Genomic DNA, 25,452 nt, shown 5'->3' with positions numbered 1-25,452 from the left:
TCTTGAACGCCAAGAGACTAGCCCCAGACGCTCGTGATTTCGTCGTCCCAGTTCCGGGTGGACGTCATGTAGAGTCCGCGCAGATCATTTGAGGCATTGCCGGCCCGAAAAACCACATTGTGGCCAACAAAATTGCTGTCAACATAGAAATAGACATAAGGCGAAGCTGGATCTGCGGCAGGTCCAACTACTAAGGAACTCCCCTTATCATTGGCGTCCACGCCCACGTTGTACGTGACCCAGCCAAAGGACCTGGAGGTCCCCGTGAACCAGTAGTTGTCGTATAGGCATACTCGTGCGGTGGAGCACGCCGGTGCGGCCTGGGCTGCAGATACCCCGGTCAATACAGAGGCTGAAACAACTGCAAGCACCCCGGCGGTGCGCAGGATGTTTTTCATGAGAATCCCCAATGCTCGTGTGAAGTGGAACAACTCTGTTCCATCTCGAACGGTAAGTAGCCTTGAGCACCACCTAGGCTGCTTTTCGAGGATCTAGGTGGCGTTCAGGCAAAAGATAAGTGTTCAGGGGGTCCAAACTAGGTGCTGCAATGCGGCTTCTAGGTGTTGATCTCTTGGTTTGCGCTGGTTAAAGGAGTTGCCACCCTTGTCCGCCATACTGGTCATGTGCTGGAGACGACTGTGTTGGTGGAGGGCGAGAGCGACCGGCTGGCAGTGGAAATGCTGGCTAAAAGGCTTGGCCACGACCTAAGGATGGAACGCGTTTCGGTTGTGCCCATGAATGGCGCCACGAGCATCGTGCGCTTCCTCGACCGCTATGGCCCGCATGGGGCGGGCCACCGATTGTTGGGTCTCTGCGATTTCGGCGAGGCCGTGGGCATTGGCCGTGCCCTCATGCGGGCTGGCATGGGGGCAGGCCCGCTGGAAGACCATGGCTTCCAGGTCTGTAACGCCGATTTGGAGGATGAACTCATCCGGTGCCTTGGCGTGGATGCCGTGCTCGACGTCATCGCGGACCAAGGGGAGCTCGCGTCCTTTGAGCTCCTTCAACGCCAGCCCTCGTTGCGGGACCGGTCTGTGGAAGGGCAGTTACGGCGGTTCTTCGGGGGGCGCAGCGGGAATAAGATCCGATACGCGCCTCTGCTTGTCAACGCGCTACCGGAAGGACAGGCGCCTCCTCCGCTGGCTCGACTGGTTGCATCTTTCGAGTCGTGATGTGAGCGGGCCTTGGCCTCAAGCCAGTGGGACTTGAGAGAGCGTTGGCCTCAAGCCAGTGGGACGTGAGAGAGCGTTGGTGGGCTAGCCGCCGACGATCGCTGAGCCGATGAACGGATCAACGGCCAGCGCGATGAAGAGCAACGTCAGGTAGCTGATGGAGCCATGGAACACCTTCATGGCCCCCTTGTTGGAAACGTCGCCACCCTGCGCACGCTTGTACAATGCGTGGCTCTCGTAGAGGAACCAGGCTCCGGCAGCAACAGCCACGATCGTGTAGACCCACCCGGCCCCGCCCACCGGGATCATCAGCAGCGAGCAGGCAACCATGGCCCACGCGTAAAGAACTACCTGTACGGAGACCACCTTCGCGCCGGCAATGGCGCCGAGCATGGGAACCTTGGCGTTGCGGTAGTCCTCGCCGTAACGCATGGACAGCGGCCAGTAGTGAGGAGGCGTCCAGAGGAAAATCACCATGAAGAGCACGATGGCGGGCCATTCGACAGTGTTGGTGACGGCCGCCCAGGCGATGAGCACCGGGAAGCAACCGGCAGCGCCGCCCCAGACGATGTTCTGGGCAGTGCGGCGTTTGAGGATCATGGTGTAGATCACCACGTAGAAGACGATTGCACCGAGGCCCAACCAAGCAGACAGCGGGTTGGCGCCAAACCACAGGATTGCGATGGAGGCGGCACCAAGGATCCAAGCGAAGATCAGAGCTTCGCGGGGAGTCACTTCACCGGTGACCAGCGGACGTTTCTCCGTGCGGTGCATCAATTTGTCGATGTCGCGGTCGATGTAGCAGTTGAAGACGCCGGCGCTGCCCGCAGCGAACGCGCCACCAACGAGAGTGGCAAGGATCAGGCCGATGGACGGGAAGCCGCGCTGCGCAAAGATCATGGTGGGAAGCGTGCTGACCAAGAGCAACTCAATGACACGGGGCTTCGTCAGAGCCAGATACGCCTTGAACTTACGGGACATTCCGATGCTTCCCCGTGCCGGGGACGCGTTAAGGGGCGTATCAGTTGTGCTCACGGCGGCAGTCACTCTGTTCTATGCTCTGGGGTTCTCGCAGCGGCTGCCGTCCCTCAAACCGGGCGCATGAACCGCTGCTGGCCTCCAAATATCATACCGTGGCGGAAAGCGGCCCGATGTCCGCAAAATACGCCAATGTTTCCGAATCTTCACTCCTCCGCCGGGCCATAGTGATTCATATAAGGGAAATTCTGTCCAGTTAGTGGGATTCCCTGAGTTCCATGACACGTTTAGGGCTAAGCTGTTGAGCAGATCAGCACACGTTGACGATCCGGGAAACCGTATTCTTGGATATTCGTGCGTCTGGATGAGAGATCAACGTTTCAATGGTGAACGGCTGGTAGACACATTGCAGCGGGCGCCATCCTGTGCTTCCTGCGTGCCGTGTCCATACGCCTGCCGTCAGCACAGAGAGGGGCTCGGTTTTCGTGCCACATTTGGAAGAGCAAGAACTGTCATGGACCGATCTGGACAAGAAGGCTGTTGACACCGTTCGTGTGTTGGCCGCTGACGCCGTGGAGAAGGTCGGCAATGGCCACCCTGGTACGGCGATGAGCTTGGCTCCGGCAGCGTACCTGCTGTTCCAGAAGCTGATGCGTCATGACCCGAAGAACCCGGACTGGCTCGGCCGCGACCGGTTCGTCCTGTCCCCCGGCCACACTTCGCTGACCCTTTACATCCAGTTGTTCCTCTCCGGTTACGGCCTGGAACTGAAGGACCTCGAGGCACTGCGTACCTGGGGTTCGCTGACCCCGGGCCACCCGGAGTACAAGCACACCGCCGGTGTGGAAATCACCACCGGCCCGCTGGGCCAGGGCCTGGCCTCGGCTGTTGGTTTCGCTTACTCCCAGCGTCGCCAACGTGGCCTGTTCGACGCCGATGCTCCCGCCGGCGAATCGCCGTTCGACCACACCATCTGGGTCATCGCTTCCGACGGTGACCTCCAGGAGGGCGTAACGTCCGAGGCTTCCTCGCTCGCCGGCCACCAGGAACTGGGCAACCTCGTAGTGATCTACGACGAGAACCATATCTCCATCGAAGATGACACCGACATCGCCTTCACCGAGGACGTCCTCAAGCGCTACGAGGCCTACGGCTGGCACACCCAGCGCGTTGACTGGACCAAGACCGGCGACTACGTCGAAGACGTCCAGGAACTCTACGCAGCCCTGCTCGCTGCCAAGGCTGAGACGAACAAGCCGTCCATCATCTCGCTGCGCACCATCATCGGATACCCGGCACCGAAGAAGCAGAACACCGGCAAGATCCACGGCTCCGCCCTGGGCGCCGAGGAAGTCGCAGCACTGAAGACCGTACTCGGCTTCGATCCGGCCAACTCCTTTGACGTTGACGAAGAAGTTCTGGCACACGCCCGCAAGGTCCTGGACCGCGGCGCTGAGTCCCGCGCTGCCTGGCAGAGCTCGTTCGAGGCATGGCAGTCCGCCAACCCGGACGCCGCTGCCCTGCTGGAACGCGTCGAAGCCAAGAAGCTCCCCGTTGGCATCGACTCTGCCCTCCCCGTGTTCGAAGCAGGCAAGGATGTTTCCACCCGTGCAGCCTCGGGCAAGGTCCTGAACGCCATCGGACCGGTACTTCCGGAGCTGTGGGGCGGCTCGGCCGACCTCGCGGAGTCCAACAACACCACCATTGAAGGCTCGCCGTCGTTCATCCCGACGTCCCGCTCAACGGACGCCTGGAAGGGCAACCCGTACGGTCGTGTGCTGCACTTCGGTATCCGTGAGCACGCTGCCGCGTCGATCGTGAACGGTATTTCCCTCCACGGCCGCACCCGCGCATTCTCCGGCACGTTCCTGATCTTCAGCGACTACCAGCGCCCGGCCATCCGCCTCGGCGCGCTGATGGGTGTCCCGTCCCTGTACGTATGGACACACGACTCCATCGGCCTGGGCGAAGACGGCCCCACCCACCAGCCGGTGGAACAGCTCGCCTCCCTGCGTGCCATCCCGGGCCTGGATGTTGTCCGTCCCGGCGACGCGAACGAGGTCGCCGCGGCATGGAAGGTCATGCTGGAGAACCACGAGAACCCGGCGGGCATTGTCCTGACCCGACAGAACATCCCCACCTACGCCCGCGGCGAAGGTGAAGCAAGCGGCGACACGTTCGGTTCCACCGCTGGTGTGGCCAAGGGCGGTTACGTCCTGGCTGAGGCCTCCAAGGACGGCGAAACCGTTGACGCGCAGGTCATCCTGATCGGCACCGGCTCCGAAGTCCAGCTCGCAGTCCAGGCCCGCGAAGCCCTCCAGGCTGAAGGCATCGCAGCGCGTGTCGTGTCCATGCCGTGCGTTGAATGGTTCAACAAGCAGGACGAGGCTTACCGCGAGTCCGTACTCCCGGCCTCCGTGAAGGCCCGTGTTTCGGTTGAAGCCGGCCTCGCACTGGGTTGGCGCGAATTCGTCGGCGACGCCGGCCGTTCCATCTCACTGGAGCACTTCGGCGCCTCGGCTGACTACAAGCGGCTCTTCAACGAATTCGGCATCACTGCCGAAGCTGTTGCCGCCGCAGCAAAAGACTCCCTCGCAGACTCCAACGCATAACAGTCTGCTTCCCTCTCACAAGGAGAAAAACACATGTCTACAACTCCCACACAGCAGCTCTCAGACGCCGGCGTCTCCATCTGGCTTGATGACCTTTCCCGCAACCGCTTGGAGACGGGCACCCTGCAGAAGCTCATCGAAGAGAAGAACGTTGTTGGTGTGACCACCAACCCGTCGATCTTCCACGCCGCCATCACTGCCGGCACGGATTACGACGCCACCATCGCAGCGCAGGCCGCGGCCGGTGCCAGCGTCGAAGAAACGATCTTCGAAATCACCACCACGGACGTCGCTGACGCCTGCGATCTCTTCGCTCCCATCGCCGCCGCCACCAAGGGTGTGGATGGCCGCGTCTCCATCGAGGTTGACCCCCGCCTTGCTTGGGATACCGCAGGAACAATCGCCGAGGCCAAGCACCTCTACGCCAAGGTCAACAAGGACAACGTCCACATCAAGATCCCGGCAACGATTGAAGGCCTCGAAGCCATCACGGCTACGCTGGCCGAGGGCATCAGCGTCAACGTGACCTTGATCTTCTCCCTTGAGCGCTACCGCGCGGTCATCAACGCTTTCCAGTCCGGCCTTGAGCAGGCCAAGGAGAATGGCCACGACCTCTCCAAGATCCACTCAGTGGCCTCGTTCTTCGTGTCCCGCGTGGACTCCGAGATCGACAAGCGCCTTGACGCCATCGGCACCGATGAAGCCAAGGCACTCAAGGGCAAAGCCGGCGTCGCGAACGCACGCCTCGCGTACCAGGTCTACGAAGAGCTCTTCTCCACAGAGCGCTGGGCAGTGCTGGCCGAGGCCGGCGCGCTCCCCCAGCGTCCTCTGTGGGCCTCCACTGGCGTGAAGGACCCGGCCTACCCGGACACCCTCTACGTGACCGAGCTCGTCGCAGCAGGCGTGGTCAACACCATGCCGGAAAAGACCCTCGACGCCACGTTCGATCACGGCGTCGTTACCGGTGACACCATCACCGGCACCTACGACGAAGCAAACGAGACCCTCAACGCCCTCGAAGCCCTCGGCGTCTCCTACAACGACGTCGTCACCCTCCTCGAGACCGAAGGCCTCGAGAAGTTCGTAGGCTCCTGGAAGGAACTCCTCGCCGACGTCGAAGGCGCACTCGTCACCGCACGGAAGGCTTCCTAACCCACCATGAGCACAATCAGCTACGACGCCAGCGGTGCTGCCCAAGAGGCCATCGCCCAGCACATTGACAGCCTGGTCGAGGAAAAGATCGCAACCCGGATTTTCGCGAAAGACCACACTCTATGGGGTCCTGAAGCGGAGTCTGAGTCGGCGATTCGTCTCGGCTGGGTAGAGGCTGCCACCGTGTCCCAACCTTTGGTCGAAGGCATTCTGGAACTTCGCGATGCCCTCCGCGCCGACGGTGTCTCACGCATTGTCCTGTGCGGCATGGGTGGGTCTTCGTTGGCTCCCGAGGTCATTGCCGGCACTGCCGGCGTCGAGCTGACTGTTTTGGACAGCACTGATCCTGAACAGGTCAGTGCGGCCTTGGCGGACCGCTTGGCGGAAACAGCCATCGTCGTTTCTTCCAAGTCCGGCTCCACCGTGGAAACTGACTCCCAGCGCCGCGTGTTCGAGAAGGCGTTCAATGATGCCGGTATCGACGCCAAGAGCAGGATCATCATTGTCACCGACCCGGGTTCTCCGCTGGATAAGTCTTCCCGCGAAGCCGGCTACCGTGCAGTGTTCAACGCCGACCCCAACGTTGGCGGCCGTTTCTCGGCGCTGACCGCATTTGGCTTGGTGCCTTGCGGGCTGGCCGGCGTGGACATCCAGGCGTTCCTGGACGAAGCAGAAGAGGCTGCTGAGATCCTCAACGAGGACTCAGCTGACAACATCGGTCTGGCGCTCGGCATCGCCCTCGGTGGTACCACCCCGCTGCGCAACAAGATCGTCATCGCCGAGGACGGATCAGGCATAGTCGGTTTCGCCGACTGGGCCGAACAGCTTATCGCTGAATCCACAGGCAAGCTGGGCACCGGCGTGCTGCCGGTCGTAGCAGGCCCGGAATCCCCGGAAGCCTTGAACGGTGCCGAAGACATCCTGGTGGTCCGGCTGGTGGACGCCGATGCGGACGTAGAACTTCGTGAAAACGAGGTTGCCATTGCCGGTGGACTGGCCTCGCAGATGTTTGTGTGGGAGTTCGCCACCGCCGTGGCGGGTCGCCTGCTGGGCATCAACCCGTTTGACCAGCCCGACGTCGAGGCCGCCAAGGTGGCCGCGCGTGGCTTGCTGGACGCACGCCCCGAACCCACTCCAGCGGCCTTCACGGACGGCGCAGTGGAAGTACGCGGCGGCGAATGGCTCGGTAGCGCCTCGACGGCAAGCGAAGCCGTGCAGGCGCTCCTTGACCAGCTCGGCACGGACGGTTACTTGAGCGTTCAGGCCTATCTTGACCGCATTTCCCATGCACCGCTTGAAGGCATCCGCGACGAACTCGCCGCCGTCAGCGGGCGTCCGGTGACGTTCGGTTGGGGCCCGCGGTTCCTGCACTCCACTGGCCAGTTCCACAAGGGTGGACCGGCCATCGGGGTGTTCCTCCAGATCACTGCAGCATCCTCCACTGATCTTGAGATCCCGGAGCGGCCCTTCACGTTCGGTCAGCTCATTGCTGCCCAGGCCTCGGGCGACGCCCAGGTCCTGGAAGGCCATGGCCGCCCGGTATTGCGCCTGCACCTCACTGAGCGCGCTGCGGGCGTAGCCCAACTCCAGGAAGTCGTCGCTGCGTTGGCCAACCAGGCTAGCGCACTCGAAAGCTAAGGCACAGAACCAAACATGCCAGAAACTGAAAACGGCAGGAAGAACGCCGGTCTCCGGAATCCTTTGCGGGATCCGCGGGATCGGCGCCTGAATCGTATTGCCGGGCCGTCGTCGTTGGTGTTCTTCGGAGTCACTGGTGATCTTGCCCGTAAGAAGCTGATGCCAGCGGTCTATGACCTTGCTAATCGTGGCCTGTTGCCTCCCAGCTTTGCTTTGGTGGGTTTCGGCCGTCGCGAGTGGGATAACGCGGATTTCGCGGCCGAGGTCAAGGAAAACGTCAAGGCCCACGCCCGGACGAAGTTCGACGAAGCGGTGTGGGAGCAGTTGGCTTCGGGTATTCGTTTTGTTCGGGGCGAGTTCGACGACGATGACGCTTTCGAGCGTCTCGGTGATGTGCTCGATGAGCTGGATGAGACCCGTGGCACCCGCGGGAATCATGGTTTCTACCTGTCGATCCCGCCCAAGGCCTTTGAACAGGTCTGCCGGCAGTTGTCCAAGCACGGTTTGGCGCAGGCCAAGCCGGGTCAGTGGCGTCGTGTGGTGATCGAGAAGCCGTTCGGGCACGACCTCGAGTCGGCCCGGCAGCTCAACGACATTGTCGAGTCGGTGTTCCCGGCTGATGCGGTGTTCCGGATTGACCATTATTTGGGGAAGGAAACGGTGCAGAACATCCTGGCGTTGCGTTTCGCGAACCAGTTGTTCGAACCGCTCTGGAACGCCAACTACGTGGATCATGTCCAGATCACCATGGCAGAGGACATCGGCACGGGCGGACGTGCAGGCTATTACGACGGTGTGGGTGCTGCCCGTGACGTGATCCAGAACCACTTGCTGCAGTTGCTGGCGTTGACGGCGATGGAAGAGCCGATCTCGTTTAATGCCGATGATTTGCGGGCGGAGAAGGAAAAGGTCCTCGCGGCGGTCAAACTGCCCGAGGACCTCTCCACCCATTCGGCCCGGGGTCAGTTCACCGGCGGGTGGCAGGGCGGGGAGGAAGTCCTCGGGTATTTGGATGAGGACGGGATCCCGGCCGATTCGAAGACCGAAACTTATGCTGCGATCCGGGTGGATATCAATACCCGCCGTTGGAATGGTGTGCCGTTCTACCTGCGGGCCGGTAAGCGCCTGGGCCGGCGGGTGACCGAGATCGCGGTGGTGTTCAAGCGGGCACCGAACCTGCTCTTCCGTGACCACAACGATGATGACTTCGGTCAGAACGCCGTGGTGATCCGTGTCCAGCCCGACGAGGGCGCCACGATCCGGTTCGGTTCCAAGGTCCCGGGCACGCAGATGGAAGTCCGTGATGTGACCATGGACTTCGGCTACGGGCACTCCTTTACCGAGTCCAGCCCCGAAGCCTACGAACGGCTCATCCTGGACGTGCTCCTGGGCGAACCCCCTTTGTTCCCGCGGCACCAGGAAGTGGAACTGTCCTGGAAGATCCTGGACCCGTTCGAGGAATACTGGGCCGGGCTCGATGAACAACCGCAACCCTACGCACCGGGCAGTTGGGGGCCGGCCTCGGCCGATGCCCTGCTGGCCCGTGACGGACGAACCTGGAGAAGGCCATGATCGTAGATCTTCCCGATACCACCACCTCCAAGATCTCCAAGAAGATCATGTCGCTGCGCGAACAAGGCGGCGTGATCGCTCTGGGGCGTGTGCTGACGTTGGTGGTGGTGACGAAGTCCGGGCAGGAAGAAGACGCCATCGAGGCAGCCAACGAAGCCAGCCGGGAACACCCCTGCCGGATCATCGTCCTGGCCGATGCCGGCGTTGAAGGACCGGACCGGCTCGACGCGCAAATCCGGGTCGGTGGCGACGCCGGCGCGTCCGAAGTCATCGTCCTGCGCGGGCACGGGCACATGGCCCACGAAAGCGAATCCCTCGTCGCGGCCCTGCTCCTCCCGGACGCACCGATCGTGGCCTGGTGGCCGCACGGCGCCCCGGAAAGCGCCTGCGAGACATCCATCGGCCGGATCGCCCACCGCCGCATCACCGACTCAGCCAACGAACCCGACCCCCGCCGGGCGCTGGAGAACATCCGGGCCACCTACAAAGCCGGCGACACCGACCTCGCCTGGACCCGCCTGACCAACTGGCGCATGCAACTCGCCGCCGTCTTCGACCAAGTGGATGGCGACCCAGTCTCCGCAGTGGCCGTCGAGGGCGCCTCGGACTCCCCGAGTACGCTCCTGCTGGCCGCCTGGCTCAGCCTCGCGCTGCAGGCCCCTGTCACGATCGTTGCCGATCCGGCAGGGACCGGAATCCGCCGCGTGCGCCTCACGCGCGCCAGTGGCGACGTCCAGCTCTTCCGTCCCGGCTTGTCCGTGGCCGAGTTGACCCAACCGGGACAGCCGGCGCAGCGTATCACTCTCCCCCGCAGAAGCCTCAAAGACTGCCTTGCTGAGGAACTCCGACGGCTGGATCCGGACGAAGTCTTCGGAGAAGTGATTACGATGGGACTTCCACTTACCAGCCAGAGGAGAGTCCAGACCAGTGCACGCTGATCCAAGAGTAAGCATCCACCCCGACTCCAAGGTTTTGATGGCCGCCATAGCGGCGCGCCTCATCACCAAGCTTGTGGATGTCCAGGACAAGCACGGCGAGGCCACGGTGGTCCTCACCGGCGGAACCGTTGGCATTGGGACCCTGAGGGCTGTGGCTGACTCCGCGGCAGCACCCGCCGTCGATTGGTCAAGGGTTAACTTCTGGTGGGGTGACGAGCGATTCGTCGGCGCCGACAGCGATGACAGGAACACGCGCCAAGCACACCAGGCTTTGCTCGCCCACTTGGCCGTCGACCCCGCCCGGGTTCACGAACCCGGCTCCGCCGATCAGTACGCCACCGCGGACGAAGCCGCGGCAGCCTACGCGGAAGAGCTCAAGGCAGCGGCCGAGGCCGAGCATACAGCGGACACGTCGGACAACAGGCCCGAAAAGCCCGGCATCCTGCCGCGCTTTGACATCCTGCTCCTGGGTGTCGGACCCGATGCGCACGTTGCCTCGCTTTTTCCCGAGCAGGCCGGCATTCGCGAGAAGTCACGAACCGTAGTGGGCGTCGAGAACTCACCCAAGCCGCCGTCGGCGCGCATTTCACTGACACTTCCGGCCATCAACACCGCGCAGGAAATCTGGATGGTTGTTGCCGGCGAGGATAAGGCCGGCGCCGTGGGTCTGGCCCTGGCAGGCGCCAATCCCGTGCAGGTCCCTGCAGCAGGCCCTGCGGGGCGTGCAAGGACACTGTGGCTTATCGATGAGAACGCAGCGTCACGAGTCCCCCAGCAGCTGGTCCGGAAGGACCCCGCGGGCGCGTAGGCGCTCCAGCGCTCCGGCCAAGACCACTTCGGCGTCTTGGCTGGAGCGTCTTTCTTTAACGTAATCCAGGTGCGATTTGAAGATTTCATCCTCAGGTCTTGTTGGGGCCGCATGACCGGGATCCCGGGTGGCGGGCGAACCACATTTGGGACAGTCCCACATCCTGGGAATCTGTTCGTCCGGCAGCTTAAGAAAAACAAGCCGTGTTTCGTGTCCCTTGGCGCACCAATAGGGGACACGAATACGCGGTAGTTGTTCTCCTGCTCCGTGGTCGCTTTGATGTCGAGGAGCTGAACCTTGAGTTACACCTACGCGGGTGCCCCGGTAACCAGACGTGCCATGAACCATTTTCGAACCCCTAGCGACTCGGTGGTCGGCCGTCACGGCCTGTGGGCCTTACGGCCAACAGGGCCAGTCTAGTGCGAGGTGCTCGACGGCGGCACTACCGGTGGGTGTCACAGCCAAAGAAAAAGGGAGGCTCCTATGAAGGAGCCTCCCTTTTTGGGAAGAACTAGGAGTCGCCACCCGAGGTAAAGCGCATGATCAGGCCCAGGCCAATGATCACAACGCCCCATGTGATGCCAAGAATGATGGTGAAGCGGTTCAGGTTACGCTCGGCTACGCCGGACGAACTCAATCCGGAGCTCATTCCGCCACCGAACATGTCGGACAAACCGCCGCCACGTCCCTTGTGCAAGAGGATGAGCAGCGTCAGCAGAAGGCTGGTGATACCCAGCAGGATCTGCAGAATGACTTGAAGAACGTCCACGACGGCCTTTCGAAGAAGCGGAAAACGGGAGCCGGACTAGTCCGTGACGAGGTGGCTCTCGAACCTGACAATGTTAGCAAACTCAGCGGGGTCCAAGCTGGCGCCACCCACAAGCAATCCGTCAACGTCGCTTTCGGCCATGATGGCGGCAGCATTGTTGGCCTTGACGGAGCCCCCATAAAGAAGGCGCGTCTTGGCTGCGACGGCCTCGTCGAAGAGACCGGCAAGCTCGGTACGAATTGCTGCACACATTTCCTGTGCGTCTTCCGGGCCGGCTACTTCGCCGGTGCCGATGGCCCAGACGGGCTCATACGCCACAACGAGTTCAGCTGCCTGCTCGGCTGTGAGTCCTTCGACGCCGGCGCGCAGTTGGGCCAGGGTGTGCTCCACGTGTGTGCCGGACTGACGGACTTCTAGGCCCTCGCCGACGCACAGAACGGGCGTGACTCCGTGACGGAAGCCGGCCTTGACCTTCGCGTTCAAGACTTCATCGGACTCGTTGTGGATGGTGCGGCGCTCACTGTGGCCCACCAGGACGTAGGCACATCCCAGTTTGCTGAGGAACTGACCTGAGATGTCGCCGGTGTAGGCGCCGGAGTCGAACTGGGACAGGTCCTGGCCGCCGTAAACAACTTCCAGTTCGTCACCCTGAACCAGCGTCTGGACACCGCGGAGGTCGGTGAACGGAGGAAACACTGCGACCTCGGCGCGGCTGTAGTCATGCTTGGCATCGGACAGTGTCCAGGCGAGCTTCTGCAGCAAGGTGATGCCCTGGACGTGGTCCATGTTCATCTTCCAGTTGCCGGCGATGAAGGGCTTGCGGACGAAGTTGCCGTTGGCAGAGGTAGTCACATGAACTCCAAAGAATGCGTTGAGATATGGAACGACCGGCAGGACGCGGTAACGTCCTGCCGGTCGGTTGATGCTTAGCGGTCGAGGACGCTCAAACCCGGAAGTTCCTTACCTTCAAGGTATTCCAAGCTGGCGCCGCCGCCGGTCGAAATATGGCCGAACTGCGAGTCCTCGAAGCCGAGGGTGCGAACGGCTGCTGCCGAGTCGCCACCGCCGACAACGGTGAACGCAACCGTATCCGTCAGGGCCTGTGCAATGGCACGCGTGCCACTGGAGAAGGCTTCGAATTCGAAGACACCCATGGGGCCGTTCCAGAACACGGTCTTGGCCCCTTCGATCTGGGCCGCGAATGCCGATGCCGATTCCGGACCAATGTCCAGGCCAATGCCGGAAGCACCGAAAGTGCTGTCCTCAATGGCGGCTGCCTTAACGACCTCGTGCTCAGCATCCGCAGCGAAGCGGCTGGCGACTACGACGTCCGTGGGAATCACGAACGACGTTCCGGCATCGGAGGCCCGCTTAAGGTAGTCCTGGACTACCGGAATCTGGTCTTCCTCGAGGAGGCTGCCCGCAACCTTGTGCCCGGCTGCTGCCAGGAAGGTGAAGAGCATGCCGCCGCCAACAAGGATGGTGTCCGCTTTGCCAAGCAGGTTGTCAATGACCGCCAGCTTGTCTGAGACCTTGGAGCCGCCAAGAACCACGACGTATGGACGTTGTGTATCCGTGGTGAGCTTCCGAAGAACCTCTACTTCGGTGTGCACAAGATCGCCCAAGTAGGACGGCAACCGCGTGGCTACATCGAAGACACTCGCGTGCTTGCGGTGGACGGCACCAAAAGCGTCGTCCACGAACGCCCCGTTGCTTCCCGTAAGGGCGACCAACTCGTCAGCGAAGGCGCCGCGCTCGGCGTCGTCCTTGCTGGTTTCACGCGCGTCGAAGCGAACATTTTCCAAGATGAGAACTTCGCCATCCTGGAGTCCGGATGCGAGCTCCTTGGCGGAGTCCCCCACAGTATCGTTGGCCAACTGAACCTTGAAGTCTGCGAGCTCCGCGAGGCGGGTCGCAGCGGGCTTCAGTGAGTACTTATCCTCCGGAGCGCCCTTGGGGCGTCCGAGGTGGGCGGTTACGAGCACACGGGCACCGGCGTCCGAGAGCTTCTTGAGGACCGGAAGGGAGGCCTTGATGCGGCCGTCGTCGGTCACTGCAGAGCCGTCGAGCGGCACATTGAGGTCACTTCTGACCAGAATGTACCGCCCGCGGACACCTTCAGCGATGAGTTCGTTGAGGGTGTGAGATGTCATGTGTCTACCCTAGCCCAGCTTGGATGCGACAAGCTCCGTGAGGTCTACGAGGCGGTTGGAGTAACCCCACTCGTTGTCATACCAGGAAACAACCTTGACCTGGTTGCCGATGACCTTGGTGAGGCCGGAATCGAAGATGGAGGACGCAGGGTCTCCGACGATGTCCGAGGAGACGATGGGGGCATCCGTGTAGCTGAGGATTCCGGCGAACTGGTCGGACTCAGCGGCGGCCTTGACGGCAGCGTTGACTTCCTCCACAGTGACTTCGCGGGAAACAGTGACCGTGAGGTCAGTAGCGGAACCCGTGGGGACGGGAACGCGGATGGCGTAACCATCCAGCTTGCCCTTGAGCTCCGGCAGGACCAGGCCGATTGCCTTGGCAGCACCAGTAGACGTGGGGACCATGTTGATGGCAGCAGCGCGGGCACGGCGGAGATCGCCGTGCGGGCCGTCCTGCAGGTTCTGGTCGGCCGTGTAGGCGTGGACCGTGGTCATCAGGCCACGCTCGATGCCGAAGGCGTCATTGACAACCTTGGCCAGCGGGCCGAGGCAGTTGGTAGTGCAGGACGCGTTGGAGATGATGTGGTGCGCTGCGGGATCGTAGAGGTCCTGGTTGACGCCCATGACGATGGTGATGTCTTCGTCGCTGGCAGGTGCCGAAATGAGGACCTTCTTGGCGCCGGCGTCAATGTGCTTCTGGGCGGCTGCTGCCTTGGTGAAGAAGCCTGTGGACTCGATGACGATGTCCACGCCCAGTTCACCCCAGGGGAGGTTGGCGGGATCGCGTTCTGCCAGCACGGTGATGGACTTGCCATCGACTACCAGGTTGCCATCAACAACCTCCACGGACTGCGTGAGGCGGCCACCAACGGAGTCGTACTTCAGGAGGTGGGCGAGGGTCTCGGGGCTGGTGAGGTCGTTGACTGCCACGATCTCAAGGTCTGCGCCCTGGGCCAGTGCTGCGCGGAAGTAGTTACGGCCGATGCGGCCGAAGCCGTTGATACCAATACGGGTGGTCACTATGTGTCAATCTCCTTGGTGCTCTTGCAAGCACGCCTAGTGAGTCGGATCAAATATTTCCAACTAACAGACCCCGCACGTCTTTGGGCAGAGGTGATTATCAGATCGGAGGGCGACCAGCCACGTTGCTGAAGGCTAACCGCCTTCCGTGATCCATCTTACGTTTAACTAAGCCTGCCCCCGCAACTGCGGAGGCAGGCTTTCCAGCATTTGGCCCCAATTCACGCCAAAAGTGACTTTTGTTACATCGGCGTGAACCGGAACTCACCAACTAGAGGACGATGAGGCCCGTGGCGTTGGCGCGGGCGGCTTCGAAGCGCTTGGCGACGTCTGCCCAGTTGACGATGTTCCAGAACGCCTTGACGTAGTCAGCCTTGACGTTGACGTAGTCCAGGTAGAAAGCGTGCTCCCACATGTCCAGCATCAACAGCGGGGTGGTTCCTACTGCAACGTTGCCCTGCTGATCGTAGAGCTGCTCGATGAGCAGGTTCCCGCCGATGGGCTCGTAGGCGAGGAAAGCCCAGCCGGAACCCTGGAGGCCCAACGCGGCAGCGCTGAACTGGGCACGGAAGGCATCGAAGGAACCGAAGGCGTCATCGATGGCAGCAGCCAGTTCGCCTTCGGGCTTGTCGCCGCCGTCCGGGGAGATGTTGTTCCAGAACACGGAGTGGTTGATGTGTCCGCCGGTGTGGAACGCGAGGTCCTTGGAGAGGCGGTTGATGTTGGCGAAATCATTCTTCTCGCGCGCGTCGGCCAGCTGGGAGAGGGCGTTGTTGGCGCCTGCAACGTATGCCGCATGGTGCTTGCTGTGGTGCAGCTCCATGATTTTTGCCGAAATGTGCGGCTCGAGTGCTGCGTAGTCGTAGCCGAGCTCGGGCAGAACGTACTCTGTCACGAAATCCTCCAATGTAATGGACTCACGTCCGGGTTGGTAACTCTCGTTATTTCATCCGGCCAGCGGACCGGCCGGAAATCCTTGGCGAAGAAAGCCTGCTCTTGCCTCCACCGGGAACAACCCGCGGTGCCTTCGCAGTATTTCCTCCGCACTTTGTCGATTCTATGGGTGCGGCCTACTCGTCCATCATTTCCGGAGTCACATTTGCCTCAGTGCCCGGGATGCCCAAATCCAAGGCCCGCTTATCTGCCATGGCCAGGAGCCGGCGGATACGGCCGGCTATGGCGTCTTTGGTCATGGGCGGATCAGCCAGGCGTCCGAGTTCATCCAGGCTTGCCTGCTTGTGCGCCACCCGGAGCTCTCCTGCGTACTTGAGGTGGTCCGGAACGTCATCTCCCAGAATCTCCAATGCACGGTCCACCCTGGCGCCCGCAGCTACTGCGGCTTGGGCTGAGCGGCGCAGGTTGGCGTCGTCGAAGTTGGCGAGCCTGTTGGCGGTGGCGCGGACTTCCTTTCGCATGCGCCGTTCTTCCCAAACCATCAGGGCGTCATGGGCGCCCATGCGGGTGAGGAGAGCAGCGATGGTGTCGCCGTCACGAATGACCACGCGGTCAACGCCGCGAACTTCGCGCGCCTTGGCCTGGATTCCGAGGCGGCGGGCTGCGCCGACCAATGCCAACGCGGACTCGGGGCCGGGGCACGTCACCTCAAGGGACGATGATCGCCCCGGTTCCGTGAGTGAACCATGGGCCAGGAAAGCGCCCCGCCACACTGCCTCAGCATCGGCCGCTGAACCGTTGACGACGGCGGAGGGAAGGCCCCGCACAGGTCGCCCCCGGCCATCCAGCAAGCCCGTTTGGCGGGCTAGTGCCTCCCCGTCGCGCACAACGCGGACGACGTAACGGCTCCCCCGCCGCAGGCCTCCACCGGATACGACGATGATTTCGCTCTGATGTCCGTAGACTTCCGCGATCGCTGCCCGGAGACGGCGGGCGGTGGAAGCGAGGTCGACTTCGGCCTCGATAACGATCCGCCCCGAAATAATGTGCAAGCCGCCTGCAAAACGCAGCATTGCCGAAACCTCCGCCTTGCGGACCGAAGATTTCTTGATGTCCAGCCGGGACAGTTCGTCCTTGACCGACGCAGTAAGTGCCATCGCGTGTTCCTAACTGTTCCCGAAAATATCGTGGTACGCCGCTGCCAACAGCAGTGGATCATGGACGGGGCGGCGCCTCGACGCCCCTACTCTACCCAACACCACTTCGGCGCCGATCATCGCTGCCGCCTTCTCGAAGGCCTTGCGGTCCTGCACCGCTGCGGGATCCGCCAGGACGACGTCCACAGTGAACTCAGGTGCATAGCGGCGCAGGACATCCAAGTGGTCCGCTGCCGTCATGCCGGACGTTTCCTTGGTTTCCACATCCAGGTTCATGGTGAGGCAACGTTTGGCAGCCGTATCACCGAGGGCCCGCCGAAGCTCAGGCAGCAGCAAATGCGGCAGGACCGAGGTGTACCAGGAACCAGGGCCCAGAATGACCCAATCAGCCAGCTCAATCGCAGTGAGCGCCTCGGTGCAGGCAGGGGCGGCTTCGGGCAAGAGCCTGACTTCTTCCAGCTTCCCGGCCACAGCACACTTTGCCTGTCCCCGAACCGTCCGCAGTTCATGGCCGCCGCCCGGTAATTCCACCTGCGCCTTGCCCTCAATGGTGAGGGGGACGCTGGACATGGGCAGTACCTGTCCGCGGGCACCCAACAACGCTCCAGCCCACTTGAGGCCTGCAACGGTGTCGCCCAGTAGTTCCCACAGTGTGACGATCAGCAGGTTGCCCATGGCGTGATTGTCCAGTGACCCCCCTTTCGCCGAACCGGCTTCGAAGCGGTGCTGCATGACATCGCGCCAGGTCCGGCCCCAATCCGTGTCGTCGCAAAGAGCGCTCAGGGCCATCCGCAGGTCTCCCGGCGGGAGGACGCCGTACTCGTCGCGGAGACGCCCGGAACTGCCGCCGTCGTCCGCTACCGTGACGATTGCCGTCAGCTCGGATGTGAGCAAACGAAGGGCAGACAGCGAAGCTGCCAGTCCGTGACCGCCTCCCAAGGCGACCACGGAGGGGCTCTTCTTTTGCTGGCTACCGGGAACGCCTTTGGGTGGTATGAGTGGCAGCGGGCCCGTCAGGACCCCCACTACTCGCGTCCCAGGTCGCGGTGGGTGGTGGTCACGGTGACACGGGGGTACTGCGCAAGGCGCTTGGAAAGTTCCACCGTAACCGCCACCGAACGGTGCTTGCCGCCGGTGCAACCGACCGCCAGCGTGGCGTAGTGCTTGTTCTCCTGGCGGTAGCCGTCCAGGACAGGCTCCAACGCCCTAACGTAACGGTCCACGAACTCCTGAACACCCTCCGCGCCCAGGACGTAGTCGCTGACGTCCTGGTCCAAGCCGGTGTGGGGCCGGAGCTGGGGTACCCAGTGCGGGTTGGGGATAAAACGGGCATCGGCCACGAAGTTGGCGTCCACGGGCAATCCGTATTTGAAGCCAAAGCTCATGACGTTCAGGCGGAGCGTCACAGGCCCGGTATCACTGAACAGCTCTGTAATGGCTGTAGCCAAGCCGTGGACGTTGAAGTCGGAGGTGTCCAGAACGACGTCGGCGTGCTCACGAAGTTCCCGGAGGACCTCACGCTCGATGCCGATGCCGTCAAGGATCCTTCCACCGCCCTGGAGCGGATGCGGGCGACGTCCCTGCTCGAAACGGCGGACCAGGACGTCGTCGTTGGCGTCCAGGAAGAGTACCCGGAAGGTGATGCCGCTGGCGCTCAAAGCTCCCAGCGCAGTCTGAATATCGGTGAAGAGGTCCTTGCTCCGGACGTCCACCACTACAGCCAGCTTGGGTATCGACTTTGGCGCATGCGAGACGATTTCGGCCAGAGTGCCCAACATTTGCGGAGGAAGGTTGTCAACGACGTACCAGCCGTGATCCTCCAGAGCATCTGAGGCGGTGCTGCGTCCGGCACCCGACATGCCGGTTACCACCAGCAACTCCGCCTCAGGCGGCTTGACGGGCGTCAGGCCGTCCTGCTCCGTGCCGGACTCTGCCGTAGCCTCATCCATCTGTTGTCCCCGTTTCGTCGGAAGTGGTCATTCGAAAGCTTGTGGTAGCCGCCTGGGGCAGCATGGCCCATGTGGCCGCATCTCAGGCGTCCGGCAGCACTCTTGCGCCGACCGGCCAAGTTCTTACCCTAGCTAAGATTCAAGGATTTCGCCGGTGGTCATGTTCACCGCAGGTGCCGTTTCACCGGTGACCGCAGCAGAACCAAGGTGCTGGACCACCGCGGCAGCCAGAGCCGGCCCGATGCCCTTGGCAGAGGTGAGCTCCTCCACGGATGCGGCCTTGATCTTCTTGAGCGATCCGAAGTGTGCCACCAGGGCCTTCCGTTTCGCCTCCCCCAGGCCGGGCACGCCGTCCAGGACGGACACTGTCATGGCCTTGCCGCGCTTCTGGCGGTGGAAGCTGATGGCAAAGCGGTGGGCCTCGTCACGGATCCGCTGCAGGAGGTACAAACCTTGCGACGTCCGGGGCAGGATCACGGGGAAGTCGCTGTCAGGCAGCCAGACTTCCTCGAGCCGTTTGGCCAGACCCACCACGTAAACGTCATCAATGCCCAATTCCCCCAGGGCGCGGGCCGCCGCGTTGACCTGCGGCTGACCTCCGTCCACCACCACCAGGTTGGGCGGGTAGGCGAACTTGGCCTTCGGAGCGGGCAAAGAAGGGTCCGACGGCGGCACGTCAGTGCTGCTCTTGTCCCTGGTACTTTGTGCACTGCTACGTGTCGGGTTGATGATTTCGCCGGAAACGATCGGGACCTGGGCGGCCTTGTCCGTGAGATAGTGCCTGAAGCGACGGGTCAGGACGTCGTGCATGGCCGCAGTATCGTCGGCGGCTGCAGCGCCCGTAATGGAGAATTTCCGGTAGTCGGACTTCTTGGGCAGCCCATCTTCCACCACCACCATGGAAGCCACCACGTTTGTTCCTTGAACGTGGGAAATATCGAAACACTCGATCCGCAGCAGGGGAACCGGAATCTCCAAGGCCTCCTGCAGTTCCTGGAGGGCAACGGAGCGGACAGTAATGTCTCCTGCACGGCGTGTCTTATGCAGTTTCAAAGCTTGCTCTGCATTCTCGCGCACGGTGGACATCAGGGCGGCCTTGTCACCGCGCTGTGGTACGCGGATGTCTACCTTGGCACCTCGCAAGCCTCCCAGCCATTCCATGAGTTCAGCATGGTTACTGGGGTTCTCCGGAACCAGGACTTCACGTGGAATTCGACCCTGCACTTCACTGTCCTCACCGTAGACCTGCTGCAGCAGGTGCTCGATGAGTTCCGGCGTCGTAGCATCCTCGACTTTTTCTACGACCCAACCGCGCTGTCCGCGGACACGTCCGCCGCGAACGTGGAACACCTGCACGGAAGCTTCGAGTTCGTCCTCGTGAAGCGCGAAAACGTCCGCGTCGGTATCCTCCGCGAGGACCACTGCGTTGCGTTCAAAGACCTTGCGGAGCGCGATGATGTCGTCCCTGAGCCCGGCCGCGCGCTCGTAGTCCAATTCGGCTACGGCGGCAGACATGTCTTTCTCCAGCCGGTTGATGAAGCGCTTGGCTTCGCCGCCCATGAAGGAACAGAAGTCTTCTGCCAGACCACGGTGTTCGTCGGGGGTGACCCGGCCGACACAGGGAGCGGAACATTTGTCGATATAACCCAGGAGGCAGGGGCGTCCGCTGGACTCGGCCCGTTTAAAGACGCCTGCGCTGCAGCTCCGCACAGGGAAGACCCGTAGGAGTGTGTCCATGGTTTCCCGGATGGCACCGGCTGTGTAGGGACCGAAGTACCTGGTGCCCTTCCTTCTTTCACCGCGCATGACCTGCACCCTGGGGTACTTCTCCCCCATGGTGACGGCGAGGTAGGGATACGTCTTGTCATCCCGGAATACGACGTTAAACCGAGGCTTGAATTCCTTGATCCAGGTGTATTCCAATTGCAGCGATTCCAGCTCGCTGCCCACCACGGTCCATTCAACACTGCTGGCCGCGTGGACCATTGCATGGGTCTTTGGGAGGAGTCCTGCAGGATTCGCGAAGTACGAATTCAGCCGGGAACGAAGGTTTTTTGCCTTGCCCACATAGATGACCCGGCCATGGGGGTCACGGAAACGGTAGACGCCCGGAGTGGTGGGGATTTCACCTGTTTGGGGCCGGTAACTTGCTGGATCTGCCACGTTTCCAGTCTAGTGAACCGGAACGACACTCATTGCCACGGTGGCGCGGCCACCAAGGCGTCAGTCGACCGCCTTGCTTTGGTTGTAGCTGGTGGACCGCTCCTGGCCGCTAAGCAGTGCAATGGCATCCATGATTTTGTCAGTGACTTCGCGGCGGGCGGGCAGGGAGTGGTCCGGGCCTGTCTTGTCGAAGTAGAGGGGCTCGCCAACCTTCATGGTGAAGTGCTGCGGCCGAACGGCGTTCTTGTCCGCAGGCTGCAGCTGCTCCGTGCCGATCAGCCCCACCGGGATCACGGGAGCGCCCGTGGTCAAGGCAAGCCATCCCACGCCCGTCCTGCCGCGGTAAAGAATACCGTCGCGGGATCGTGTGCCTTCCGGGTAGATGCCGATGCCCTTCCCGGATTCCAGGATGTCCAGCAGGGTCTTGAGCGCCTGGACACTGGCCGCTTGTTCACCGCGCTCGACGGGAATGGAACCTACTGCCTCGAAGAATGACTTCATCACGGCGCCTTTGACGCCTTTGGTGGTGAAGTATTCCGCTTTGGCGAAGAAGGCAACAGGGCGGGGCATCAATGCCTGAACGATGACGCTGTCCAGGAAGGAGAGGTGGTTGGGGGCTACGATAAATGGCCCATCCTTGGGAACGTTCTCGAGCCCAATGACCGTAGGACGGCAAGTGGAGGAAATCAGGCCTCGGGTTGTCCAGCGGATCGCATCAAAGACTGCCATCGTTTTGTACCTCGCTCAGGGCTGCCGCGCGGACAGCGTCAAGTTCTTCAATTTTGGTGCGCAGTTCGAGGGCAGTGTTTACCACCGCGACTGCTCCGGCTTGCTCAAGTTCACCGTCCGGTGCAAATCCCCAACTGACTCCGATGCAGTCCAATCCATTGGCCAGAGCGCCTGCGACGTCTTGATGCCTGTCCCCCACCATGACGGCCGGCTGGGAGTGGAGATCATTTAACGCCGCGGCGACGATTTCCACCTTGCCGGACGCTGTATTGGCCTTCAGGGATTCGTCATCCGCAGCCCCGCGGATGGAAACGAAGAAGTCAGCAATTCCATGGTGCTCCAGCACGAGGCGCGCAATTGACTGCGGCTTCTGGGTGGCCACCGCGACGGGCCGGCCAGTCTCAGCGAAGAATTCGAGGAGATCGAAGATTCCCGGGTACAACTTGCTTTGGCCAATGCCGGTTTCTTTGTAGTGGCCCCGGTACCGCTCAATGGTTTCATCCACCAATTCGCTGGGGACGTTCGCCAAGTGGAGGAGGGAATCGCTGAGTTTGGGACCCACCATGGAATTCAGCACGGCTTGTTCGGGAACAGGGAGGTCCATTTCCCGGAGGGCAGCAGAAATGCCTCCCGTGATACCGCCGGCAGGATCGACAAGGGTGCCGTCCAGATCGAATATTACGGGCACCGTTGTTTGAGTCACCGGGTTAGTTTCTCACGAGTAGCGGCATGCCTGAAACTCGCATGCCGCTACTGGAATACTTCCAAGGTCCCGAGGATTTTCCTTTGGTGGCCTCAAAGCCGTCCGTGAGTAACTAACCGAGAATCTCGGCCAGGAACGTCGCTGTGTGGCTATCCGTGGATTTTGCCACCTGCTCCGGCGTTCCTGTGGCCACGATCTTTCCTCCGCCCGAACCCCCATTCGGACCAAGGTCCACAATCCAGTCCGCAGACTTGATCACGTCCAAGTTGTGCTCAATGGTGATCACGGTATTGCCTTTGTCCACCAAGCCCTGAAGAACCATGAGCAGCTTGCGGATGTCCTCAAAGTGCAGGCCAGTGGTGGGCTCATCGAGGACGTAGATGCTGCGACCGTTGGAACGCTTCTGGAGCTCGGCAGCCAGCTTTACGCGCTGGGCCTCCCCACCTGACAAAGTGGTTGCCGGCTGGCCAAGCCTGACGTAACCAAGGCCCACGTCCACCAAGGTGTTCAAATGCCGTGCGATCGGAGTGAAGGCCGCGAAAAATTCTGCACCTTCCTCTATTGGCATGTTGAGGACGTCGGCAATGGTCTTGCCCTTGTAGTGAACTTCAAGGGTTTCCCGGTTGTACCTGGCGCCGTGGCACACTTCGCAAGGGACGTAGACGTCCGGCAGGAAGTTCATCTCGATCTTCAACGTACCGTCGCCGGAACACGCCTCGCAGCGCCCACCCTTGACGTTGAACGAGAACCGTCCCGGCTGGTAACCACGTACCTTGGCTTCAGTGGTCTCAGCGAAGAGTTTCCGGATGTTGTCAAAGACGCCGGTGTAGGTAGCCGGGTTGGACCGGGGTGTCCGGCCGATGGGGCTTTGGTCGACGTGGACCACCTTGTCCAGGTGCTCCAGCCCGGCAATCGTGCGGTGCCGTCCCGCAACCTGCTTGGCGCCGTTGAGCTTGTTGGCGAGGACCTTATACAGGATCTCGTTCACCAAGGTGGATTTGCCGGAACCACTGACGCCCGTCACCGCGGTGAAAAGTCCCAAGGGGAACGTGGCGTCTACGTTGTTGAGATTGTTCTCCCTGGCGCCCACTACCTTGAGCTCACGCTTTTTGTCGTACTTTCGGCGTTTGGCCGGGATATCAATCTTGCGGCGTCCGGACAAGTAGGCGCCCGTCAGCGAGTCAGGGTTCTCCAGGAGTTCCTTGTAGGTTCCGGAGTGCACCACTTGGCCGCCGTGTTCACCGGCACCGGGTCCGATGTCAACAACCCAGTCTGCTTCGTGGATGGTGTCTTCGTCATGTTCCACCACGATCAGGGTGTTACCGAGATCCCGGAGTCGGGTGAGCGTCTCGATCAGTCGCCGGTTGTCACGCTGGTGCAACCCAATGGATGGTTCGTCCAAAACGTAGAGGACACCCACCAGGCCGGAGCCGATTTGGGTGGCCAGCCGGATGCGTTGGGCCTCGCCACCGGACAAGGTACCCGAGGGTCGCTCCAGGTTGAGGTATTCCAAGCCGACGTCCAGGAGGAAGGTCAGGCGGGCCTGGATTTCCTTCAGCACCTGGTTGGCGATCTGGGCTTCCCTGTTGGTCAGGGTAAGGCTTCCCAGGAACTCCGCGCACTCGCGCATCGGCAGGGCAGCGACCTCGGCGATCGACTTTCCGTTGATGAGCACGGACAGCGACGCCGGGTTGAGGCGCGCACCGTTGCACTCAGGGCAGGGAATTTGCCGCATGTACTCTTCGTACCGGTCGCGTGCCCAGTCGGAATCCGTTTCTCCGTGCTTGCGGTGGACGTACTGAATGGCACCTTCAAACCCAGTGCTGTACTTGCGCTCACGACCAAAGCGGTTCTTGTACTGGACAACAACCTTGTGATCCTTGCCGTGAAGGACGGTGTTGCGGACCTCCTTGGGCAGCTTCTCCCACGATGTCTTCATGGAGAAGCCCAGTTCGTGTGCCAGGCCCTCGAGGAGCCGGTTCCAATACTCCGTTGTCGCTGTGCCCAGGGCCCAAGGAGCAATGGCGCCCTCACCCAGGGAGAGCTCCGGATTGGGAACGATGAGCTCTTCATCCACTTCCAGCCGCGTTCCGATGCCACTGCAGGCAGAGCAGGCACCGAAGGGGTTGTTGAAGGAGAATGAGCGCGGTTCAATTTCGTCAATGGCCAACGGGTGCTCGTTGGGACACGCCAGGTTCTCCGAGAAGGCGCGGATACGCTCGGGATCCTCGGCATCGAGGTCCACGAACTCCACCAGCACGCGGCCTTCTGCAAGGCCCAGGGCTGTCTCGACGGAGTCAGTAAGACGTTGGCTGATCTCTTCCTTGACCACCAGGCGATCCACCACAACCTCGATGGTGTGCTTGAACTGTTTGCCGAGCTTGGGAGGATCGCTCAGCTGGACAAGTTCGCCGTCCACACGGGCACGGGAATAGCCCTTTGCGGTCAGCTCCTTGAAGAGATCGACAAACTCACCCTTGCGGCCGCGTACAACCGGGGCAAGTACCTGGAACCGTGTGCCAGGATCCAGTTCCAGGAGCTGGTCCACGATCTGTTGCGGCGTCTGCCGGGCGATGGGCTCGCCACAAACAGGGCAGTGTGGCCGGCCTACGCGCGCCCAGAGCAACCGCATGTAGTCGTAGATCTCGGTGATGGTGCCCACCGTGGAACGCGGATTCTTGCTGGTGGACTTCTGGTCGATGGATACAGCAGGAGACAAACCCTCGATGAAATCGACATCAGGCTTATCCACCTGCCCAAGGAATTGACGCGCGTACGCGGACAACGACTCCACGTAGCGACGCTGGCCCTCTGCGAAGATCGTGTCAAAAGCCAGGGACGACTTCCCGGAACCGGAGAGTCCCGTGAACACGATCATGGCGTCACGGGGGAGATCGAGGTCCACGTTTCGCAAATTGTGTTCCCGGGCACCCTTGACCACCAAACGGGAAAGATCCGGCTTGGCGGGTTTGGTATCGGGAAGGACGGAGACGCCGTTCACGGCATCCATGGCGGTATCTTCAGCTAAGGCTTTGGGCACCTACC

General features: G+C 61.7%; 22 protein-coding genes. 7 read left to right on the top strand and 15 right to left on the bottom strand.

Annotated features, from left to right (window positions below; all coding sequences use genetic code 11):
- Positions 1-17 precede the first annotated feature (17 nt).
- Positions 18-398, bottom strand: a complete 381-nt coding sequence (locus ACNAOT_RS11150) for a peptidase inhibitor family I36 protein (protein WP_420181084.1) — start codon at positions 396-398, stop codon at positions 18-20.
- Positions 399-623: 225 nt separating this feature from the next.
- Between ACNAOT_RS11150 and ACNAOT_RS11145 the strand changes: the two genes are divergently transcribed.
- Positions 624-1,172 (top strand): TOPRIM nucleotidyl transferase/hydrolase domain-containing protein, encoded by a 549-nt coding sequence (locus tag ACNAOT_RS11145; protein WP_420181083.1) that lies wholly within the window; start codon positions 624-626, stop codon positions 1,170-1,172.
- A gap of 84 nt (positions 1,173-1,256) precedes the next feature.
- Here ACNAOT_RS11145 and ACNAOT_RS11140 read toward each other — a convergent pair whose 3' ends face one another.
- Entirely contained in the window at positions 1,257-2,219 is a 963-nt protein-coding gene (locus ACNAOT_RS11140; protein WP_091470646.1) for a heme o synthase, read from the bottom strand.
- 416 nt (positions 2,220-2,635) lie between these two features.
- Between ACNAOT_RS11140 and tkt the strand changes: the two genes are divergently transcribed.
- Genes tkt through pgl form a run of 6 tightly spaced genes read left to right on the top strand, consistent with a single transcriptional unit; the run spans position 2,636 to position 10,870 of the window.
- Positions 2,636-4,762, top strand: a complete 2,127-nt coding sequence (tkt, locus tag ACNAOT_RS11135; RefSeq protein WP_420181082.1) for a transketolase — start codon at positions 2,636-2,638, stop codon at positions 4,760-4,762.
- Between the two features lie 33 nt (positions 4,763-4,795).
- Positions 4,796-5,914, top strand: a complete 1,119-nt coding sequence (gene tal, locus ACNAOT_RS11130; protein ID WP_420181081.1) for a transaldolase — start codon at positions 4,796-4,798, stop codon at positions 5,912-5,914.
- A gap of 6 nt (positions 5,915-5,920) precedes the next feature.
- Entirely contained in the window at positions 5,921-7,552 is a 1,632-nt protein-coding gene (locus ACNAOT_RS11125; RefSeq protein WP_420181080.1) for a glucose-6-phosphate isomerase, read from the top strand.
- Between the two features lie 15 nt (positions 7,553-7,567).
- Positions 7,568-9,124, top strand: a complete 1,557-nt coding sequence (gene zwf / locus ACNAOT_RS11120) for a glucose-6-phosphate dehydrogenase (protein ID WP_179016634.1) — start codon at positions 7,568-7,570, stop codon at positions 9,122-9,124.
- Positions 9,121-10,062 (top strand): glucose-6-phosphate dehydrogenase assembly protein OpcA, encoded by a 942-nt coding sequence (locus ACNAOT_RS11115; protein ID WP_178993038.1) that lies wholly within the window; start codon positions 9,121-9,123, stop codon positions 10,060-10,062. Before zwf ends, ACNAOT_RS11115 begins: the two co-directional genes overlap by 4 nt.
- Positions 10,052-10,870, top strand: a complete 819-nt coding sequence (gene pgl, locus ACNAOT_RS11110) for a 6-phosphogluconolactonase (protein ID WP_091467354.1) — start codon at positions 10,052-10,054, stop codon at positions 10,868-10,870. Before ACNAOT_RS11115 ends, pgl begins: the two co-directional genes overlap by 11 nt.
- Here pgl and ACNAOT_RS11105 read toward each other — a convergent pair.
- The 13 genes from ACNAOT_RS11105 to uvrA all read right to left on the bottom strand — a co-directional run bounded on the left by ACNAOT_RS11105 (position 10,823) and on the right by uvrA (position 25,447).
- Entirely contained in the window at positions 10,823-11,218 is a 396-nt protein-coding gene (locus ACNAOT_RS11105) for an RNA polymerase-binding protein RbpA (RefSeq protein WP_091467352.1), read from the bottom strand. The genes pgl and ACNAOT_RS11105 overlap by 48 nt on opposite strands.
- A gap of 163 nt (positions 11,219-11,381) precedes the next feature.
- Entirely contained in the window at positions 11,382-11,639 is a 258-nt protein-coding gene (gene secG, locus ACNAOT_RS11100; protein WP_017198454.1) for a preprotein translocase subunit SecG, read from the bottom strand.
- Positions 11,640-11,675: 36 nt separating this feature from the next.
- Entirely contained in the window at positions 11,676-12,491 is an 816-nt protein-coding gene (tpiA, locus tag ACNAOT_RS11095) for a triose-phosphate isomerase (RefSeq protein ID WP_178993035.1), read from the bottom strand.
- A 74-nt stretch (positions 12,492-12,565) separates the two neighbouring features.
- Entirely contained in the window at positions 12,566-13,792 is a 1,227-nt protein-coding gene (locus ACNAOT_RS11090) for a phosphoglycerate kinase (RefSeq protein WP_420181079.1), read from the bottom strand.
- A 9-nt stretch (positions 13,793-13,801) separates the two neighbouring features.
- Positions 13,802-14,812, bottom strand: coding sequence for a type I glyceraldehyde-3-phosphate dehydrogenase (gap, locus tag ACNAOT_RS11085; RefSeq protein ID WP_420181078.1), 1,011 nt, complete (start codon positions 14,810-14,812; stop codon positions 13,802-13,804).
- A 271-nt stretch (positions 14,813-15,083) separates the two neighbouring features.
- The gene (locus tag ACNAOT_RS11080; RefSeq protein WP_091467344.1) at positions 15,084-15,707 is read right to left on the bottom strand and encodes a superoxide dismutase; all 624 of its coding nucleotides are present in this window, start codon (positions 15,705-15,707) and stop codon (positions 15,084-15,086) included.
- A gap of 175 nt (positions 15,708-15,882) precedes the next feature.
- Positions 15,883-16,863 carry a DNA-binding protein WhiA gene (gene whiA, locus ACNAOT_RS11075; RefSeq protein WP_017198459.1) on the bottom strand — a complete coding sequence of 327 codons (981 nt, stop codon included), beginning with the start codon at positions 16,861-16,863 and terminating at the stop codon, positions 15,883-15,885.
- Positions 16,864-16,872: 9 nt separating this feature from the next.
- Complete coding sequence (locus ACNAOT_RS11070; protein WP_017198460.1) at positions 16,873-17,889, bottom strand: gluconeogenesis factor YvcK family protein; 1,017 nt, start codon at positions 17,887-17,889, stop codon at positions 16,873-16,875.
- Positions 17,889-18,812 (bottom strand): RNase adapter RapZ, encoded by a 924-nt coding sequence (gene rapZ / locus ACNAOT_RS11065; RefSeq protein WP_420181077.1) that lies wholly within the window; start codon positions 18,810-18,812, stop codon positions 17,889-17,891. Before rapZ ends, ACNAOT_RS11070 begins: the two co-directional genes overlap by 1 nt.
- Before the next feature lie 132 nt (positions 18,813-18,944).
- Positions 18,945-20,975, bottom strand: coding sequence for an excinuclease ABC subunit UvrC (gene uvrC / locus ACNAOT_RS11060; RefSeq protein WP_420181076.1), 2,031 nt, complete (start codon positions 20,973-20,975; stop codon positions 18,945-18,947).
- A 60-nt stretch (positions 20,976-21,035) separates the two neighbouring features.
- Positions 21,036-21,704 carry a lysophospholipid acyltransferase family protein gene (locus tag ACNAOT_RS11055; protein ID WP_091467339.1) on the bottom strand — a complete coding sequence of 223 codons (669 nt, stop codon included), beginning with the start codon at positions 21,702-21,704 and terminating at the stop codon, positions 21,036-21,038.
- Positions 21,691-22,407, bottom strand: a complete 717-nt coding sequence (locus ACNAOT_RS11050) for an HAD hydrolase-like protein (protein ID WP_091467337.1) — start codon at positions 22,405-22,407, stop codon at positions 21,691-21,693. The genes ACNAOT_RS11055 and ACNAOT_RS11050 overlap by 14 nt, the downstream gene beginning before the upstream one ends.
- Before the next feature lie 112 nt (positions 22,408-22,519).
- Positions 22,520-25,447, bottom strand: coding sequence for an excinuclease ABC subunit UvrA (gene uvrA / locus ACNAOT_RS11045; protein WP_364305057.1), 2,928 nt, complete (start codon positions 25,445-25,447; stop codon positions 22,520-22,522).
- Positions 25,448-25,452 lie beyond the last annotated feature (5 nt).

The organism is Paenarthrobacter sp. TA1.8 (genome assembly GCF_048595705.1).
GTDB classification, from domain to species: domain Bacteria; phylum Actinomycetota; class Actinomycetes; order Actinomycetales; family Micrococcaceae; genus Arthrobacter; species Arthrobacter nitroguajacolicus.
This window is presented reverse-complemented; position numbering and strand designations above follow the sequence as displayed.

Bases quoted from the DNA above. Each gene is read 5' to 3' on its own strand.
- ACNAOT_RS11150 (WP_420181084.1), bottom strand. From the start codon at position 398: ATGAAAAACATCCTGCGCACCGCCGGGGTGCTTGCAGTTGTTTCAGCC.
- tal (WP_420181081.1), top strand. From the start codon at position 4,796: ATGTCTACAACTCCCACACAGCAGCTCTCAGACGCCGGCGTCTCCATC.
- ACNAOT_RS11125 (WP_420181080.1), top strand. From the start codon at position 5,921: ATGAGCACAATCAGCTACGACGCCAGCGGTGCTGCCCAAGAGGCCATC.
- zwf (WP_179016634.1), top strand. From the start codon at position 7,568: ATGCCAGAAACTGAAAACGGCAGGAAGAACGCCGGTCTCCGGAATCCT.
- ACNAOT_RS11115 (WP_178993038.1), top strand. From the start codon at position 9,121: ATGATCGTAGATCTTCCCGATACCACCACCTCCAAGATCTCCAAGAAG.
- ACNAOT_RS11105 (WP_091467352.1), bottom strand. From the start codon at position 11,218: ATGGTTCATGGCACGTCTGGTTACCGGGGCACCCGCGTAGGTGTAACT.
- ACNAOT_RS11090 (WP_420181079.1), bottom strand. From the start codon at position 13,792: ATGACATCTCACACCCTCAACGAACTCATCGCTGAAGGTGTCCGCGGG.
- whiA (WP_017198459.1), bottom strand. From the start codon at position 16,863: ATGGCACTTACTGCGTCGGTCAAGGACGAACTGTCCCGGCTGGACATC.
- rapZ (WP_420181077.1), bottom strand. From the start codon at position 18,812: ATGGATGAGGCTACGGCAGAGTCCGGCACGGAGCAGGACGGCCTGACG.
- ACNAOT_RS11055 (WP_091467339.1), bottom strand. From the start codon at position 21,704: ATGGCAGTCTTTGATGCGATCCGCTGGACAACCCGAGGCCTGATTTCC.